Source organism: Rhodanobacter sp. Root480 (assembly GCF_001426645.1).
Classification (GTDB): Bacteria; Pseudomonadota; Gammaproteobacteria; order Xanthomonadales; family Rhodanobacteraceae; genus Rhodanobacter; species Rhodanobacter ginsenosidimutans.
The window spans coordinates 1,278,299-1,292,718 of record NZ_LMEX01000002.1 but is presented as its reverse complement, the minus strand read 5'-3'; the positions used below and the strand labels follow the sequence as shown (position 1 = coordinate 1,292,718).

The 14,420-nt window shown below is 59.0% G+C and carries 22 protein-coding genes; 21 read left to right on the top strand and 1 reads right to left on the bottom strand.

Going from position 1 to position 14,420, the window contains the following annotated elements; all coding sequences use genetic code 11:
• Nucleotides 1-51 precede the first annotated feature (51 nt).
• Nucleotides 52-1,059, bottom strand: coding sequence for an integron integrase (locus ASD22_RS12660; RefSeq protein WP_056083827.1), 1,008 nt, complete (start codon nt 1,057-1,059; stop codon nt 52-54).
• 184 nt (nt 1,060-1,243) lie between these two features.
• On the opposite strand from ASD22_RS12660, the gene ASD22_RS16785 reads away from it, so the two are divergent.
• The 21 genes from ASD22_RS16785 to ASD22_RS12575 all read left to right on the top strand — a co-directional run bounded on the left by ASD22_RS16785 (nt 1,244) and on the right by ASD22_RS12575 (nt 14,392).
• On the top strand, nt 1,244-1,741 hold the full coding sequence (locus ASD22_RS16785) for a hypothetical protein (protein ID WP_156459013.1): 498 nt from the start codon (nt 1,244-1,246) through the stop codon (nt 1,739-1,741).
• A 650-nt stretch (nt 1,742-2,391) separates the two neighbouring features.
• Nucleotides 2,392-2,715, top strand: coding sequence for a hypothetical protein (locus ASD22_RS12655; protein ID WP_156459012.1), 324 nt, complete (start codon nt 2,392-2,394; stop codon nt 2,713-2,715).
• Nucleotides 2,716-3,638: 923 nt separating this feature from the next.
• Complete coding sequence (locus tag ASD22_RS12650) at nt 3,639-4,235, top strand: hypothetical protein (protein WP_056083820.1); 597 nt, start codon at nt 3,639-3,641, stop codon at nt 4,233-4,235.
• Between the two features lie 543 nt (nt 4,236-4,778).
• Nucleotides 4,779-5,522, top strand: coding sequence for a hypothetical protein (locus ASD22_RS16780; protein WP_156459011.1), 744 nt, complete (start codon nt 4,779-4,781; stop codon nt 5,520-5,522).
• A gap of 430 nt (nt 5,523-5,952) precedes the next feature.
• Nucleotides 5,953-6,426, top strand: a complete 474-nt coding sequence (locus tag ASD22_RS12640; protein WP_082520250.1) for a GNAT family N-acetyltransferase — start codon at nt 5,953-5,955, stop codon at nt 6,424-6,426.
• Nucleotides 6,427-6,496: 70 nt separating this feature from the next.
• Nucleotides 6,497-7,018 carry a hypothetical protein gene (locus ASD22_RS12635; RefSeq protein WP_156458394.1) on the top strand — a complete coding sequence of 174 codons (522 nt, stop codon included), beginning with the start codon at nt 6,497-6,499 and terminating at the stop codon, nt 7,016-7,018.
• Nucleotides 7,019-7,085: 67 nt separating this feature from the next.
• Entirely contained in the window at nt 7,086-7,502 is a 417-nt protein-coding gene (locus ASD22_RS12630) for a hypothetical protein (protein ID WP_156459010.1), read from the top strand.
• 33 nt (nt 7,503-7,535) lie between these two features.
• Nucleotides 7,536-7,730, top strand: a complete 195-nt coding sequence (locus ASD22_RS16775) for a hypothetical protein (protein ID WP_156459009.1) — start codon at nt 7,536-7,538, stop codon at nt 7,728-7,730.
• A 239-nt stretch (nt 7,731-7,969) separates the two neighbouring features.
• A complete protein-coding gene (locus ASD22_RS12625; RefSeq protein WP_056083804.1) occupies nt 7,970-8,479 on the top strand; it encodes a GNAT family N-acetyltransferase in 510 nt (169 codons plus the stop codon).
• 111 nt (nt 8,480-8,590) lie between these two features.
• Nucleotides 8,591-8,830, top strand: a complete 240-nt coding sequence (locus ASD22_RS16455; RefSeq protein ID WP_082520249.1) for a DUF1737 domain-containing protein — start codon at nt 8,591-8,593, stop codon at nt 8,828-8,830.
• Between the two features lie 91 nt (nt 8,831-8,921).
• Nucleotides 8,922-9,332: a hypothetical protein gene (locus ASD22_RS12620; protein WP_056083801.1), complete on the top strand. Its 411-nt coding sequence runs from the start codon at nt 8,922-8,924 to the stop codon at nt 9,330-9,332.
• A gap of 71 nt (nt 9,333-9,403) precedes the next feature.
• Nucleotides 9,404-9,964, top strand: a complete 561-nt coding sequence (locus ASD22_RS12615; RefSeq protein ID WP_056083798.1) for a dihydrofolate reductase family protein — start codon at nt 9,404-9,406, stop codon at nt 9,962-9,964.
• Nucleotides 9,965-10,028: 64 nt separating this feature from the next.
• Nucleotides 10,029-10,529 (top strand): N-acetyltransferase, encoded by a 501-nt coding sequence (locus tag ASD22_RS12610; RefSeq protein WP_056083795.1) that lies wholly within the window; start codon nt 10,029-10,031, stop codon nt 10,527-10,529.
• Between the two features lie 72 nt (nt 10,530-10,601).
• Complete coding sequence (locus tag ASD22_RS12605) at nt 10,602-10,940, top strand: YnfA family protein (RefSeq protein WP_056083793.1); 339 nt, start codon at nt 10,602-10,604, stop codon at nt 10,938-10,940.
• A gap of 100 nt (nt 10,941-11,040) precedes the next feature.
• Complete coding sequence (locus ASD22_RS12600; RefSeq protein WP_056083789.1) at nt 11,041-11,427, top strand: VOC family protein; 387 nt, start codon at nt 11,041-11,043, stop codon at nt 11,425-11,427.
• Nucleotides 11,428-11,546: 119 nt separating this feature from the next.
• On the top strand, nt 11,547-11,924 hold the full coding sequence (locus ASD22_RS16770; protein WP_156459008.1) for a GFA family protein: 378 nt from the start codon (nt 11,547-11,549) through the stop codon (nt 11,922-11,924).
• Nucleotides 11,925-11,993: 69 nt separating this feature from the next.
• Entirely contained in the window at nt 11,994-12,551 is a 558-nt protein-coding gene (locus tag ASD22_RS16450; protein WP_082520248.1) for an alpha/beta hydrolase, read from the top strand.
• A 65-nt stretch (nt 12,552-12,616) separates the two neighbouring features.
• Nucleotides 12,617-13,018, top strand: coding sequence for a DUF302 domain-containing protein (locus ASD22_RS12590; protein WP_056083782.1), 402 nt, complete (start codon nt 12,617-12,619; stop codon nt 13,016-13,018).
• Between the two features lie 254 nt (nt 13,019-13,272).
• Entirely contained in the window at nt 13,273-13,602 is a 330-nt protein-coding gene (locus ASD22_RS12585; RefSeq protein ID WP_056083780.1) for a hypothetical protein, read from the top strand.
• A 159-nt stretch (nt 13,603-13,761) separates the two neighbouring features.
• Nucleotides 13,762-13,950 carry a hypothetical protein gene (locus ASD22_RS12580; RefSeq protein ID WP_056083777.1) on the top strand — a complete coding sequence of 63 codons (189 nt, stop codon included), beginning with the start codon at nt 13,762-13,764 and terminating at the stop codon, nt 13,948-13,950.
• A 67-nt stretch (nt 13,951-14,017) separates the two neighbouring features.
• Nucleotides 14,018-14,392: a YkvA family protein gene (locus ASD22_RS12575; protein WP_056083774.1), complete on the top strand. Its 375-nt coding sequence runs from the start codon at nt 14,018-14,020 to the stop codon at nt 14,390-14,392.
• Nucleotides 14,393-14,420 lie beyond the last annotated feature (28 nt).

The following is a 14,420-nucleotide window of genomic DNA, read 5'->3' as shown; positions in this document are numbered from 1 at the left end:
GGGCCCGACAGCGCGAACAGTCCCACCCCACCCTCACCCCAGCCAATCCGCTCAACGATCCAGCGGACTCACCACTCCCTGCCCGCCCCGATTGAGCACGTGCGTATAGATCTGCGTGGTCGCCACGTCCTTGTGGCCCAGCAGTTCCTGGATCGTGCGGATGTCTTGGCCAGCCTCCAGCAGATGCGTGGCAAACGAATGGCGCAACGTGTGGCATGTGGCGGGTTTGACGATGCCCGCGCGCTCCCGCGCCGACTTAACCGCGCGCTGCAGCCGCGACTCGTCCACGTGATGGCGACGCTCCGCGCCGTCGCGCGGGTCCACGCTGCGCGCCGCCGCGGGAAACACGTACTGCCAGCCCCACTCCGCCGCAGCGCCAGGAAACTTGCGCGCCAGCGCGTCAGGCATCCAGGCCCGGCCGAAGCCGGCCGCCAGATCCCGCTGGTGGATTCGCTGCGCCTCCGCCAGCTGCGCCCGCAATGGCTCGGCCAGCGTACGTGGCAGCATGGTGCGACGATCTTTCGCCCCCTTGCCCTGGCGCACCAGAATTTCGTGACGTTCGAAATCCACGTCCTTCACGCGCACGCGCATGCACTCCATCAACCGCATCCCGGTGCCGTACAACAGGCTCCCCATCAACCACGGCAGGCCCGTCAATTCGCCCAGCAGCGCCGTCACCTCCGGTCGGGTCAGCACCACCGGCAGACGCTGCGGCCGCCTCGCCCGCTCGATCCCGTCCAGCCACGGCAGCTCGATGCCCAACACCTGTTTGTAAAGGAACAGCAGCGCCGACAAGGCCTGGTTCTGCGTAGCCGCAGCGACATGGGCATGCACCGCCAGCGCGGTGAGGAAACGCTCGATCTCCGGCGCACCGAGTCCGGCCGGGTGGCGCTTGTCGTTGGCCAGGATAAAACGGCGAATCCAGCCGACATAAGCGTCCTCACTGCGCCTGGACATGCCCAGCCGCCGCATCCGGTCGCGCACCTGGTCGAGCAGCTTCGGCGACGATGCCGCCGCTGCCCCATCCGTCCGTTTCCCCGCGTCGCCAAAGGAAGTCATCCGTGTCCCCTGTCTGCAATAGACGGCGAGATTAGGTTGCCAGATTAGGCGGGCCCAAGAAGCGCAACCCATTGATTCGTGTAGGCTGCCGGCCCTGGCAAGCCTCGGGATGCAGGGATTAGGCTGCAGGATTAGACTGCACTTTGAAATCTACTTAGCGTTAGACAGCAGTGGAAAAAAACTTATGGCAGACGGACGGGAAACGCGGGCCGCAATTGACTCGGAGACAGTTCGTGGCTTACTCCTCATTAACGGCGGCGGCGCAGTTGCACTTCTCGCATTTCTTTCCAGCATCATTGGCAAGCCAGGCTTCTCATCCCTTTCAGCGGCCATAATCTTCGCTACTTTCCTTTTTCAATTGGGCTTGATGACCGCCGTCATCCACAACCGGTTCCGTCGTCTTTGCTCGATGGAGTACGCAAAGAAGCCAGAGAACAGAAAACAATGTGCTATTTTTGGTCGGACACTGAGAGAGCCATGCATTTGCCATTGGAGCACCGGCTTCATGTGGGCGTCCATACTCGCATTCGTGGCTGCTGGCGTGGTTGTGCTTGTTTCTGGCCTCTGTGTTGTCAATGCACAAACACATGCAGTTCCTTCCAAAGCACCAACTGTCAGCGGCCTGCTGTCTAACCACTCGTCCGAGGCGGACGGCTCCGCCGCCGCTCAACTCAAGCGTTAGGCCGCAAGCAGCAGATATGGAATTTCTCCTCTACCTTGCTGGCGTTATCGTTTTCAGCGCCTTCTATTTCCAGCTAAAGGTCTCTCTTGGTGGAGGCGTTTGGTTTTTCCTCGCGGTGGTCGTGTACTTGTTGAGCGTTCGCGCAGTCGGGCGTTTTGTCAGTCGGCGTCTTGGCGGGTCGCGCCGTAGCGGCGGGTCGCGCTAATGTGTAGTGGATAGCACTTCCATGGCCCGGTTCCGGTCTAACATTTCGTTCGAGGCGGACGGCTACGCCGCCGCTCAACTTCAGCGTTAGGTGTTAAACAAATGCTTCAGTGCCCTCACTGCCACCAACCCGCAATGTCACAAGCTAGGAAATCGTTCCTAGGCCCAGCGCTATCAACGTCTTGTGCGCACTGTGGTAAGCGTGTCTCTGTCTCTTGGCTCGCCATGCTTGCGGTCATACCTTTTCTTGCCAGCATCCCAGCGGCACGACATTTCGGCTATTCCTGGCAAGCTGCTCTCGTCGTACTGGTTGGCGTTGGTGCCATGTTTGCCATTCATGCGTTTCTGGTTCCACTGGTGCCGCGAGGCACCTAACCAGTCGTTCAAGCGGACGGCTCCGCCGCCGCTTAATTCCAGCGTTAGACACCAGGATGTGGGGGCTTGGCATGATGCGTATTTTGCTTAGGAGCGCTGCGGTATCCCTCTTGACCACACTGGCTGCGCTACTCGCTTTTCTATTCTTTCTGGGCAGTTACGCGTTTATTCCTACTGCCGCTGCGGCCGGTCTAAAAGCCGTGCCGGTCGCACAACAGGCGGCATGGATAGCTGCCAATACAAAGGTTGTCACTGGTTTGGGCTACGCGAGCTTCGTCGCAGTCGACCCCGCGATGCGCTCGGCCGCCATTTTAGGCTCCGCTTACGTAGTCGTGTTCGGTTTGGTATGTGCGTTCGCAAGTGCGCTCGTTCAGCGCCGCAGCGCAGGCGTCTAACATTTCGTTCAAGGCGGACGGCTGCGCCGCCGCTTAACTCAAGCGTTAGGCCGTATGAGAGAGCTCCTTCCATTCCTATTCCCTGCGGCACTTGTTGCCATCAGCATCTATTTTCAATCTAGGCGTCGCTCTGCTCCCAGTACTACCGAGCGTTTTGCGGCGTTTGCTTGGCTCATCATTCGTCGCATTGTTTGTTTTGGTGCAGCAGCGATTTGCCTTGCAGCAGCCGGTGCGCTTGTTTACTCCATGTTTCGCGCATCTATCTCAGCCATCGGCGTTGTTGGTGCTGTGCTCGCACTTTCGTTTGCCTTTATCCTTGGCCATTGGGGCATGTACGGCACGGGGTACCGCAGGTACGATGTCAAAGACGACAGGCCAGTTCATGAGTTACGCAAGAAGAGATATGGCTGGCCGTGGTAGTTTGCGGCCTAACAGGTCGTTCAAGGCGGACGGCTTCGCCGCCGCTTAACTCCAGCGTTAGGCGCTAAGGGGGTAGCATGAAGTATCTAATTGCAGTCGCACTGGGTCTTCTCATTACCGTGCCTGCACACGCTGTATCGAGCGATAACCTGGAGGGTCTTGTCGGTTACACAATAATCGCAAGCAAGACCATAGATGGGTATCGCGACGGCGGCCAAAGCGGGAAAAACGGAGACGACTTCGAGGGTTGTGACTTCGACAGGGTCATTGTGTTCAGAGACGGTACAAGCCTCACGTGCGCAGAATACGGCTATCAGTATGCCTATGCGCCAACGGCAATTATATCGCAAAGCAAGTATCCTCTGGCGGCCACACCTTCTACGACTTCAAGATGCTCGTAGAGGACGAAGTCTATGACATGCATAAATAGGGCGTGTCCGATGCCTAACCACTCGTTCGAGGCGGACGGCTGCGCCGCCGCTCAACTCAAGCGTTAGAGCGCAATGAAAGATTCTCAGGAATTGCAAAAGGAGCTAGAAACGTTCTTCGGTGTCCTTGAGGACGCCACGGAGACCTTTGGTATTTGGCAAGCTTGCCAGCAGTCCCATGGCGACAACGAGACCGTTAACATGTTCAACAGCACCTACCCTGGTCTGTTTGTATGGATCGAGCATTCATTGCTAGCAAATAGCGTCAACTGTCTTTGTTTCCTCAACGAGAGGCGCAAGGACACGCTCAACTTCGGATCGCTGTTATCTCGTTTCAAAGAATCATTGTCGGACACTTCGTACCGCGAACTTGAATCAAAAATCTCGGAGCTGAAACCCGTGTGGGTGAAGCTGTCGATGCTTCGCAATGAGATCTTTGCTCATCGCACAGGCAAACGCGCTATCGAAGACTCCTTCAGCAAAGCCAGCATCGCGCCCGTCGAAATTGAGTCATACATCAAGACTGCACAATTCATCGTGCGACGGCTTGGAGTCCTGCGCTATGGCGTCACGTATCACTTCACTCCAAGCAGCGGCGCAACAATGGCTAGACTCATCCAGGACTTGCGCTCTAACAACTCGTTCAAGGCGGACGGCTTCGCCGCCGCTTAACTCCAGCGTTAGGCCTACATGAAACCCACAGGCTGGTTGATCGCCTTTCTACTTGCTCCGCTGGCGGCGCTATTGGTGCTGGCCCAGAGCCTTTCTGGCTTCGGAGTCGGCTATGGGTTAGCCGATGCAATAGCGATCTCTTGTTATTACCTTATCTACCTGTTCTACGGCCCAAAGCGAGAAAGCGTCTTGCAGCGTTGGCTTCCCATCAAGACAAAGGTTCGCCCTGTAGTTGCATGTACTCTGCTACTTTTGAGTGCAAGTGCTTGCATGTACTACGCAGCTACAGCCCTCCTGGGCCACGACTGCGCTGTTTTTTCCCAGGGACCTTCGGTTAGATCGAGGTGGGTTGGCGTAATCTTGCAAGGCGGCTGCCAAGTCCTTGGTCCCGTTATTCCAAGCCTCTTCATATGCGCTGTGGGTGTATTCGCCGCTTATCGCGCATTAGCGTGGCTCAAGACTGGCAGGCCTAACAACTCGTCCAAGCGGACGCGCGAAAAGCCGCGCGCCGCTTAACTCCAGCGTTAGGGTGCACAAGCAGCGATGAAGAAACTGGCACTATTTCTTCTATTTGTTTCGGTTTCGCTTCCGTCCGTGTGCACCGCACAGATGACAGCGAAAGTCGCACGCACCATGCCGCTCACGGAGCTCGCTCATCTGCTACTCGGCAAGTCTGGTGCGATCATGATCGGTATTGATCGGCCTCGCTTCCCGGGCATCCTCGAACCAATTCGGTTCTACAGCCACGCAATCGTTACGGGTTCACAGTTTGGCCTGTGCGGTTCGGACTGGGTCACTGTTGGCTTTGATGAAAAAGGCAATGTTGAACGTCTGTCGTCACAAAGACGATTTGGCGTAGCTGGAAATATTTATCGGGCACCCGGTAGCTGGACGTACGACGAATACGGACAGCTCTGCAGCGCAGTGAAATCAACCAAGAACTACTTTCCAGCCCCAAGCGGCCAAGCGGCGCTCGAAATCGCGTGGTACGTTGACGCAATCACTGGTAAGGGGCCGTACGCTCAACAACATTTCAGCTACAGTTGCACGGGCAGTTGCAGCAAAAATCGCATAGACCTCAAGTGGCTTCGGTTGGGCAACATTGACGCCGCTCGTGAAATCGACTGTCCAGCAACAAAGCTAAAGCTACCGTCGTGCTATGAGGTAACCGTTGGAGATGCAAAAATTGGCGCGTTTCCAAAGATCTACAAAATTTATGGATCGTGCTACATGAATAAAGTTGTCGTATGGGCGGTATCCGTTGATGTGTCTTTTACGCTCGAATAAGTGCACCCTAACAACTCAATCCAGCGGACGCGCTACGCGCGCCGCTGATTTCGGGCGTTAGGCCTCAGTGATTACCGTCGTCATTGCCATCGTCATATCAGTGTTCGTCGTCTACTTCTGCATCGCAGTGTTCACGGCGCACCGATCGTGGAGGGGGTTCTGGCTCAACTTCAGTGTTGGCATGCTAGCGCTGTTAGGGCTGGTCGCATCCCACACTGACCACGACACGCCAGCAGATGGTTTGGTAGAGTGGTTCCTTGCTGCTCTATTCGTGACATTGTTTGTTCTTACTGGCTTGGCTTGGCTTTGTTCTTGGGTGGTTCTCCGGGGCTCTCGCTATTGGCGCAAGGCCTAACAATTCGTCCAAGCGGACGCGCGAAAAAAGCCGCGCGCCGCTTAACTCCAGCGTTAGGCATCAGAGACCATCCGCATGACAACTCTTGCCCCAATGCGTACCGAAGCATACCCGGCCTTCTTCGAAGAGGCTGTCGCATTCTATGCCGAAGAAAACATTGCGGTCGGCCGCTGGCGGGCCGAAGAAGCGCTTGGCCTTTCAAGGAGCGAAACGGAGAACATGCTTTCACGGGGGCTTGAAACCCCAGATCAGTACATATTCGAGATCTTCGCCACAGTCGAGCAAGAACCGGTTGGCTACGTCTGGGTCGCCGTGATGCCAAGTGGAACGACCAAGGCGGCATTCGTCATCCAACTGAAGGTCCATCCCAAGTCGCAACGCCAAGGTCACGCTCGCGAAGCGCTTGGCTTTGTCGAGCAGTTTGCTCGGCAGCGCGGACTCTCCGGCATGGCGCTCCAAGTCTTCGCCCCCAACCCCGCTGCGCAGACCTTGTACGAGTCGGTGGGGTACAAAGTTTCAAGCTTCAACATGATCAAACCGTTCACCTAGAGTGGCGCCTAACAACTCGTTCAAGGCGAACGGCTACGCCGCCGCTTAACTCCAGCGTTAGGACTCAAGAATGCGGCTTCTGATATTTTTCGCGCTGACCAGTATTGCATCTACTGCATCCGCGAGCGGCTTTGGACCGTGGCATTTTGGGATGACGGCTGCCGAGATTCGTGCGGTGTCAAGCCATGGGCCTTATCGCACCTTCAAGAACGGCGACCTCGAGACATACAACGCAACACTTTGCGACCAAAAGCAGAATGTTCAGTTCTACCTCCGGGGTGGCCATCTCTTGCGAATCGTCGTGGTCACGTATGAGGGCACGGGCCTTAACGAAGCCACAAACAATTGGCTTTCCACATATAATTGCCTCGCCAAGCTTCACGGCGCGTTGGAGACTCCCGGGCTTAGAGGCGAGAACGCCCGAGCACTGGCCAATCAAGCAGAAGCACTTGTCAGCAATGGTACGAAGGTTCAGATGGCTCCTTTATCGCAGAGCAAGGACCGCTTCATATTCAGCTCCTTCGACAGCTACACGGTCAAAGGCGTCACGATTTATCGCGTTTGGATCAACTACGACAAACCATCGCCCTAACAGTTCGTCCAAGGCGGACGGCTTCGCCGCCGCTTAACTCAAGCGTTAGACATTAATGCTCAGAAAAATGGCCAGTTTGGTAGATCGCGGAATCGCCCATGGCTGCCTCGTGGCCGTTCTGTTGTTTGCTTGGCTCATGCTTGCACCACTTTCGCTACTGGCACTCTTGGGTCCCCCGACATCTTTCTTGCTCGGCTTCAGTGGTTTGGCCGGGCTGCTGGGGGCATCAATTCGTATTTATCTCGGCCCACGTTTCTTTTTGCTAGCGCGTTGGCGCCAACGACTTTTGGTCGGTTGCCTGGCCGCAGGAGCGGCGGCCACCCTTCTCGCGTTTGTTATCCTGCCCGCACGTATTTACTGGGCTACGCCTATCTGGTTTGTCGGCCTCGCCGGCATGCTAGTGCTCTTTGGCTCCATCATGGGCTCCGGGTTGGAGCCTAACAACTCGTCCAAGCGGACGCGCGAAAAGCCGCGCGCCGCTTAACTCCAGCGTTGGACCGCAGATAAGGAAACCCCCATGCAACCAACTAAAAAGCCCTATAGACCCGGCCACTGGATTGTTGTGGGAACGATCCTCGGAACGTTTATCGGAATACTTCTCGGCAAGCTGGCGCTTGGAATGATCTTCGGCTTTTTCCTGGGCGTCATGATTGACGCTCATAAGCGCAAATCGATTGCCGTGCCCGCTGAAGAATCGTCTGATGAAAAGTAAGACTCCTTGTACTGGCTTTGTTTCTTGTTGGCTCGCTCTGCCTGCGCGCCGCATGCGCTCGTTTGCGGTCTGGCAAGTCATTCAAGCTGATTCCGCTTGGCGGGCCGGCTTGATTCAGGCGTCAGGCGTCTGAGGAAAACACTTCGTCGCGCTTGGGATGCGGAGCTTTTGCCCGGCCTTGTCGGTTGCCGCAGCCCTCACCTCGCTACCATCCGGGAACCGTAGTCACCACTTTTGCCATGACGTTGGAAGTCCGCAAAATTCAGTTCGCCGACGCACATAGCTATCGAGAATGCCTGGATTCGGTCGCTCGGGAGCGCCGATTTCTTGCCCAGGTCGAGGCTTTGCCCATCGAGCAGATCGAACAGTTTGTCGCCGAGTCGGTAGCCACCGATGCCGCGCAGTATGTCGCCGTCGAGAACGGCATGGTCATCGGATGGTGCGATGTGTTCTCCCACTGGGCTTACGCCATCGCCCATGTCGGCAGCCTTGGCATGGGGGTTCGCGCGGAGTATCGCGGCCGCGGCATCGGCGAACGCCTGCTCCGGGCAACGCTGACGCATGCCGAACAGAAGGGGATCTTTCGCGTCACGCTGGAGGCCCGCGCGGACAACCGGGCCGCGATCCGCCTCTACGAGAAGGTGGGGTTTCGCATCGAAGCTCGAACACCGTGCGCGTTGCGCTTTGACGACACGTTTTACGAGGGCGTACAAATGGCGCTGCTGCAAGGGCCGGCGAGTGCGGCGTGACCCGGCGCTCAAGCTGATGCGCCACGACGGCTTGGTTTGACTGCCTTGGTACGCAACTCAGCTCTACGTTAGCCTGCCAGAAATTCCGTCCAACCCGCCAAGGTCAACTACATGCCGCCCCGGAAAGTTACGGAGCAACCACCCGAGGGGTTGCCAATCTATCGCATCCTCACCGGCCCGGATGACGCCAGGTTCTGTCACAGGGTCAGCGAGGCTTTGGCGCTGGGTTATCGGCTTTACGGTTCGCCTGCTGCAACTTTCGATGGCGAGAGAGTTATCGTTGCGCAAGCCATCATCTGGCCGTCTGCGCTCACCCTGAATGGCGGCGAGAATGGCCAGCGGGCAAGCTAGCAAGTCAATGCAGCGGATGCGCTGTGCACACTGCTGATTTCGGACGCTGGATGGTGTTTACACGTTCTCGTCATTCAACGGGAACCACCCAATGATCGGTGCTGCCGGTGTTGCCATGAAGAAGGTTGAGCCGCAGCTCGCTTCCCTGGGGCTGCTGCTGATCGAGGACCGGGACTATGCCGCTACTTTCTCCAGCGCCACTCACACATTGCATGTGGCAAGTGAGCCTTACTATTCCGGCCTGTCCATCTCACTCCGGGATGCATGCGGCGAAACGTATGAGCTTGGCCTGTTGGCTCGCCAGATCGCACCAGAGCGTTACGCCCAGCCCAACGGGCTGCAGGCAACAGATGGCCAGGAAATGTTTGGTTTGAGTAGCATGGTCAGCTTTCTGCAAGACAACAAAGCATTGGTTTTCGAGCAACCCGCTCCCTATTCCGCTGCATACCAGGAAGCTGAAAAACTACGTTTGGCAGAGCCGGGCTTGTCGGGAGCCATCTGATAATTCGTGCGGGGCGGACGGCTTCGCCGCCACTCAACTCCAGCGTCACCCGCTATGAGTAATTCACGGCCATGGGGCTTTTGACTTTCAGCATCAACGTCACCCTCGACGGTTGCGTCGACCACCAGGAAGGGATCGCGGACGACGAGACACATGCTTTCTTCACCCGCCTCATGGATGAAGGCGGGGCGATGCTGTGGGGTCGCGTTACCTACGAGATGATGGAGAGCTACTGGCCGGCAGTCGCCCGAGGCGACGTGGAGGCAGCGCCGGCGATCCGCGAGTGGGCGGTCAAGCTGGAGACCAAGCCGAAGTACGTGGTGTCGTCGACGCGAAATGACTTTCGATGGAACCATACCCACCGCATCGCCGGCGACCTTCGCACGGAGGTGCAGAAACTGAAGGATGCGACGCCGGCCGGCGTGCTTCTGGGTAGCGGCAAGCTCGCGACCGAGCTGGACCGGCTGGATCTGATCGACGAGTACGTGTTTCTCGTCCACCCCAGGATCGCGGGCCACGGCCCGACGCTGTATCAGAGTGGGCTGCCTGGCACGCGACGGCTCGATCTGGTTTCCGCGAAGCCGCTCCGCAACGGCGCGGTCGCCTTGCACTACCGGCGCGAGCGCGGCTGAATCCATGCAAGCCGAAGCCGTTTCGCGGTGCGGCTCAATTCTGGCGTCAGGCCGCAGGTGAGGCATGGTGAAACTACGGGACGAGCTTCCTTCCGACGCAGCCGCCATTGACGCGGTCACCATTGCCGCATTTCGTCATGCCGCACATGCAAGCCACACGGAACAATTTATCGTTCGTGCGCTGCGCGACGCCGGGCAACTCGCTGTCGCCCTCGTCGCAGAGGACGGCGGTGTCATCATCGGCCATGTGGCGGTGTCGCCTGTCGCCATCACGGGTATGTCAGCTGGCTGGTACGGCCTCGGACCCATTTCCGTTCTACCGGAGCATCAGGGTCGTGGTGTCGGCACGTTGCTCATGCAGGGCTCGCTCGCGCGGCTGCGGGCGTTGGGCGCGGCCGGCTGTGTCGTGCTGGGGGAGCCGGGGTATTACCAGCGCTTTGGTTTTGCGGCTTCGTCGCTGGTGCTCCCCGACGTTCCACAACAATATTTCCAGGCTGTCGCCTTCAACGGCCACATGCCGTCCGGCACAGTCGCGTACCATGCGTCATTCGAGGCTACGGTCTGACGGTTTGTGCAGGGCGCACGCGAAAAGCCGGGCGCCGCTTGATCCAGCGCCGGGAATGCCAACGAGATACTGATGCTCTTCCAGCTTTCCAAAACCTTGGGCCTGTTCGCGCTCACCGCGTTGGCTGAGATCATCGGCTGCTATCTGCCCTATCTGTGGCTGAAGCAGGGCCACTCGGCGTGGCTGCTTGTGCCCGCCGCGCTGAGTCTGGCCGCATTTGCGTGGCTTCTCACTCTCCATCCCCAAGCTGCCGGCCGCGTGTATGCGGCATACGGTGGCGTGTACATCAGCGTGGCGCTGCTCTGGCTCTGGGCCGTGGATTCCGTCAAACCTTCCGTCGCGGACTTCATCGGTGTCGGGTTCTGCCTGCTGGGCATGTCGATCATCATGTTCGCGCCGCGACCGGGCTGACCATTCATTCAGGCCGGCGCCGCCATGCGGTGCGGCTTGATTCAGGGATTGGGTCTTGCATGACCTTTGCCACCAATAGAACTCGCACCGTGGAGTCATCGTGCCATTACCCGCTCGCGCCGGCATTTTCATCTACGCCAAGCATCCGGAAAGCCTTTCGGCCTTTTACCAATCCGTCCTGGGCATGACAGTCGCTCATCGCACTGATCAGATGATCGTGCTTTGCTCGCCGGATCTGCAGATCGTCGTTCACGCGATGCCTGCGGACATTGCGTCGCAAGTGGCAATCACCCGCCCACCGCGGCTGCGCGACAATGTCGCCATCAAGTTCTTCTGTACCGTCCCCAGTCTTTCGGGTGCTGAGGAATCAGCGCGAGCATTGGGCGGGAACGTGTTTCCGGAGCAATGGCAAGGCCCCGGCTTTGTGGTTCGCAATGCCTGCGATCCGGAGGGCAACGTCTTTCAGGTGCGCGCGAGCGTGGACTGACAATGCGCTCGAGCCGGAGCCTCCTCGTTCTGCAAAGCACCCGGTGGATGCGGCTTGCCCTGCGCCCTGCTCCACTACACGTCTCGATCTGACCACCCGAACCACCAGTCATCATGCCCATGAAAATGATCGCCTCCTGTCATTGCGGCGCCGTCCAGATAGCCGTTGCGCACTTTCCGACGGAAGTGACCGAATGCAACTGCTCGCTCTGCCACAGTTACGGCGTGCTCTGGTCCTACTACGCGGCTGGCGACGTCATCTCCGTGCCGGACAGCTCGCTGACCGACACCTATGCGTGGGCTGGGCATAATGTCGATTTTCATCGGTGCCGTACCTGCGGCTGCGTCACGCACTGGGTGCCTCGCGACGCAAAACGCGATCGGCGCGGCATCAATGCGCGGCTCTTTCCAACGCATGCTCTTGAGGACGCACGCATACGCCGCCGGGATGGCGCCGGCACGGGCAAGTTCCTGAGCTGGCCTGCAGGCGCAACCTGACATTTCGCGCAAGGCGGTGCTCAACTCCGGCGCCGAACATCAAACCCGACATCATCAAAGGCGAGAAGCATGCATCCTGTACTTATCCTGCCAGGCCTTGGCAACTCCGGCCCGGACCACTGGCAGAGCCATTGGGAGCGTCAGGATTCTTCATGCGAGCGGGTGCTCCAAAATGACTGGGAGACGCCTCGTTGCCGGGATTGGGTTGACCGCCTCGACCATGTGGTGGGGCAACGCAATGGCCCGGTCGTTCTCGCTGCGCATAGTTCAGCCTGTGCATTGGTGGCCCATTGGGCCGCCTCGGCGTCATCGCCGCAGTTGGAGCGAGTCTGTGGCGCTCTTCTTGTAGCCCCGAGTGATCCTGACGGCGCCAATTACCCGCCGGGCCCTGTCGGTTTCGGCCCCGTCCCGCTGCTGCCGCTTCCTTTTCCCTCGATCATCGTCGCAAGCGCCGATGATCGGTATATAGAGCCGACGCGAGCCCGCCAGTACGCCGACGCCTGGCGCAGCCGCTTCGTGCTTTTGCAAGGTGCGGGGCACATCAATGCGTCCAGCGGGTTTGGCCCATGGCCGGAGGGCTACGCCCTGCTTTGCGCGTTGCGCGCGGAAGAGCACGCTGATGCCTGACCATTCGTTCAAGGCGATGCCATTTCGCGGCAGGCCTGATTCAAACATTAGGTACCCACAGACCCATGTCATCATCCAGCGTTGTCACTCTCGAAAGTCCGTACACCTTCTCCGACACGGTTCGGCGTTTGCTTGCTGCGTTTGCCGCGAAGAGCATCAAGGTTTTCGCGGTCATTGATCAGCAGGCTGAGGCCAGTGCGGCCGGGTTGGCAATGCCGCCGACGACTCTGGTGATCTTCGGCAACCCTCAGGCGGGTACACCGCTCATGCTCGCCAATCCGCAAGTGGGCGTTGATCTGCCGCTCAAGGTGCTTGTCAGCGAGGCCGTGCCGGGGCGGGTTGTCGTGTGCTTCACCTCAACCGCGGCCATCGTCCAACGCCATGGACTCCCGCCCGAGTTTGTGACCAACCTGGCACCCGCCGAGCGCGTGATCGAGGCGGCGCTGGGCAAGAGCGTTGGCGTCTGACAATCATCCAGAGGGACTAGCGGATACGCTCCGCCCGAAGCTTCACTTGAGCCTCAAGACACTTGAATAGTCTCGTGAGTGACGCATGCCTTTTCACTACCCTGGCGTTCTTCTGCCTCCACATCGTTCTCGTGGCCATTCTCAAGCCCCCGGTAGCCGCGGTATACGCACTATCATCGACAGCGGCGTTCACGCTGCCGCCACTTCATTGACGCGGCGTAACTCAGGCAGCTTTACCCGGGTGTCAGCCGTCCATGCCAACCATCGTGTTACGCGACCACGAAAACCGGGATCAGGGCTTCCTGCTCGTGGCCGGCAGCGAGGCCGTGTTTGCCATGGATACGCGTGACGTCGTGCTCATGGCGCTGCCATCCCCCACCACGTCACCGATCGCAACCTTTCTGCAGAGGTTCAAGCATGTGGAGTTCAAGGCGGACTTCACCATCGGCGATTCAGGCGGCCGGATTTCCTTCGCGGTGACACCCGAGCTGTCTTTCCTTGCCTCGCTCGATGCTTCCGGTATCGGCTCCTGGTCAGCAGGTACCATCGGCGGTGGCAGCTGCCGGTTGCTCAACGGCGGCTGACAACGCGCTTGCGCGGGCTTGCATCGGCTTCGCCACCACTCAACTTCAGCACCAACTCCCATGTCGCATACCCGGGTACGTCGAGGCACCGATTCGGATCTCACGCTTGGCGGACGCGCTATAGCCGCCGTCGCGTCGTGTCTGTTCTCGGTGCCGCTCATGGGCCTGATCTGGCTGATCATCAACAACCAGATCGCGCCCATCTCGGACACCGTGTTGCCGCTGTCGGCGCTGGTCGCAGCCATCGTCGGGTTCGCCGCCCTGTCGTTCGCCTTCCCTCGCCTTGCCCCGAACGTCTTCGGCTGGATCTGCGACACCCTGATGCGGTTGGCGCGATGGCTGTGGTGACGCATCGGGGTCCGCGTCTGTCCGGGTTGGCCAGAGTGTCGCGAACGACTCGGCATGCGCGGTCGTGATGTCCATCAGGCAATGGGCGAAACGCCTCAAGCATCAGACCACGGTGGTGTATTACGCCGCCCGCGATCCGCGCACGCCGTGGTTTGTCCGGCTGCTGGCGCTGGCGGTGGCGGCCTATGCACTCAGCCCCATCGACCTCATCCCGGACTTCATTCCGGTGCTGGGTTACCTGGATGACCTGATCATCGTGCCACTCGGATTGGCGCTGGTGCTCCGCCTCATTCCCGCCGACGTAATGGCCGCCGCAAGCGAGCGGGCGCTGGCCGCGGCCGCCCGGCCAACGAGTCGCGTCATGGCGGTTTTCATTGTTACGCTGTGGGTTCTGGCGCTGGGCGGGTTCGGCTGGTGGGCATTTCGCAAGATGCACACCTGACGCCTCATTCCGACGGACTGCGCCGTCT

What these genes read in the sequence shown, in the direction of transcription:
- ASD22_RS12660 (WP_056083827.1), bottom strand. Translation starts at nt 1,059, where the DNA reads ATGACTTCCTTTGGCGACGCGGGGAAACGGACGGATGGGGCAGCGGCG.
- ASD22_RS16785 (WP_156459013.1), top strand. Translation starts at nt 1,244, where the DNA reads ATGGCAGACGGACGGGAAACGCGGGCCGCAATTGACTCGGAGACAGTT.
- ASD22_RS12655 (WP_156459012.1), top strand. Translation starts at nt 2,392, where the DNA reads ATGATGCGTATTTTGCTTAGGAGCGCTGCGGTATCCCTCTTGACCACA.
- ASD22_RS12650 (WP_056083820.1), top strand. Translation starts at nt 3,639, where the DNA reads ATGAAAGATTCTCAGGAATTGCAAAAGGAGCTAGAAACGTTCTTCGGT.
- ASD22_RS16780 (WP_156459011.1), top strand. Translation starts at nt 4,779, where the DNA reads ATGAAGAAACTGGCACTATTTCTTCTATTTGTTTCGGTTTCGCTTCCG.
- ASD22_RS12640 (WP_082520250.1), top strand. Translation starts at nt 5,953, where the DNA reads ATGACAACTCTTGCCCCAATGCGTACCGAAGCATACCCGGCCTTCTTC.
- ASD22_RS12635 (WP_156458394.1), top strand. Translation starts at nt 6,497, where the DNA reads ATGCGGCTTCTGATATTTTTCGCGCTGACCAGTATTGCATCTACTGCA.
- ASD22_RS12630 (WP_156459010.1), top strand. Translation starts at nt 7,086, where the DNA reads ATGGCCAGTTTGGTAGATCGCGGAATCGCCCATGGCTGCCTCGTGGCC.
- ASD22_RS16775 (WP_156459009.1), top strand. Translation starts at nt 7,536, where the DNA reads ATGCAACCAACTAAAAAGCCCTATAGACCCGGCCACTGGATTGTTGTG.
- ASD22_RS12625 (WP_056083804.1), top strand. Translation starts at nt 7,970, where the DNA reads ATGACGTTGGAAGTCCGCAAAATTCAGTTCGCCGACGCACATAGCTAT.
- ASD22_RS16455 (WP_082520249.1), top strand. Translation starts at nt 8,591, where the DNA reads ATGCCGCCCCGGAAAGTTACGGAGCAACCACCCGAGGGGTTGCCAATC.
- ASD22_RS12620 (WP_056083801.1), top strand. Translation starts at nt 8,922, where the DNA reads ATGATCGGTGCTGCCGGTGTTGCCATGAAGAAGGTTGAGCCGCAGCTC.
- ASD22_RS12615 (WP_056083798.1), top strand. Translation starts at nt 9,404, where the DNA reads ATGGGGCTTTTGACTTTCAGCATCAACGTCACCCTCGACGGTTGCGTC.
- ASD22_RS12610 (WP_056083795.1), top strand. Translation starts at nt 10,029, where the DNA reads ATGGTGAAACTACGGGACGAGCTTCCTTCCGACGCAGCCGCCATTGAC.
- ASD22_RS12605 (WP_056083793.1), top strand. Translation starts at nt 10,602, where the DNA reads ATGCTCTTCCAGCTTTCCAAAACCTTGGGCCTGTTCGCGCTCACCGCG.
- ASD22_RS16770 (WP_156459008.1), top strand. Translation starts at nt 11,547, where the DNA reads ATGAAAATGATCGCCTCCTGTCATTGCGGCGCCGTCCAGATAGCCGTT.
- ASD22_RS16450 (WP_082520248.1), top strand. Translation starts at nt 11,994, where the DNA reads ATGCATCCTGTACTTATCCTGCCAGGCCTTGGCAACTCCGGCCCGGAC.
- ASD22_RS12590 (WP_056083782.1), top strand. Translation starts at nt 12,617, where the DNA reads ATGTCATCATCCAGCGTTGTCACTCTCGAAAGTCCGTACACCTTCTCC.
- ASD22_RS12585 (WP_056083780.1), top strand. Translation starts at nt 13,273, where the DNA reads ATGCCAACCATCGTGTTACGCGACCACGAAAACCGGGATCAGGGCTTC.
- ASD22_RS12580 (WP_056083777.1), top strand. Translation starts at nt 13,762, where the DNA reads ATGGGCCTGATCTGGCTGATCATCAACAACCAGATCGCGCCCATCTCG.
- ASD22_RS12575 (WP_056083774.1), top strand. Translation starts at nt 14,018, where the DNA reads ATGTCCATCAGGCAATGGGCGAAACGCCTCAAGCATCAGACCACGGTG.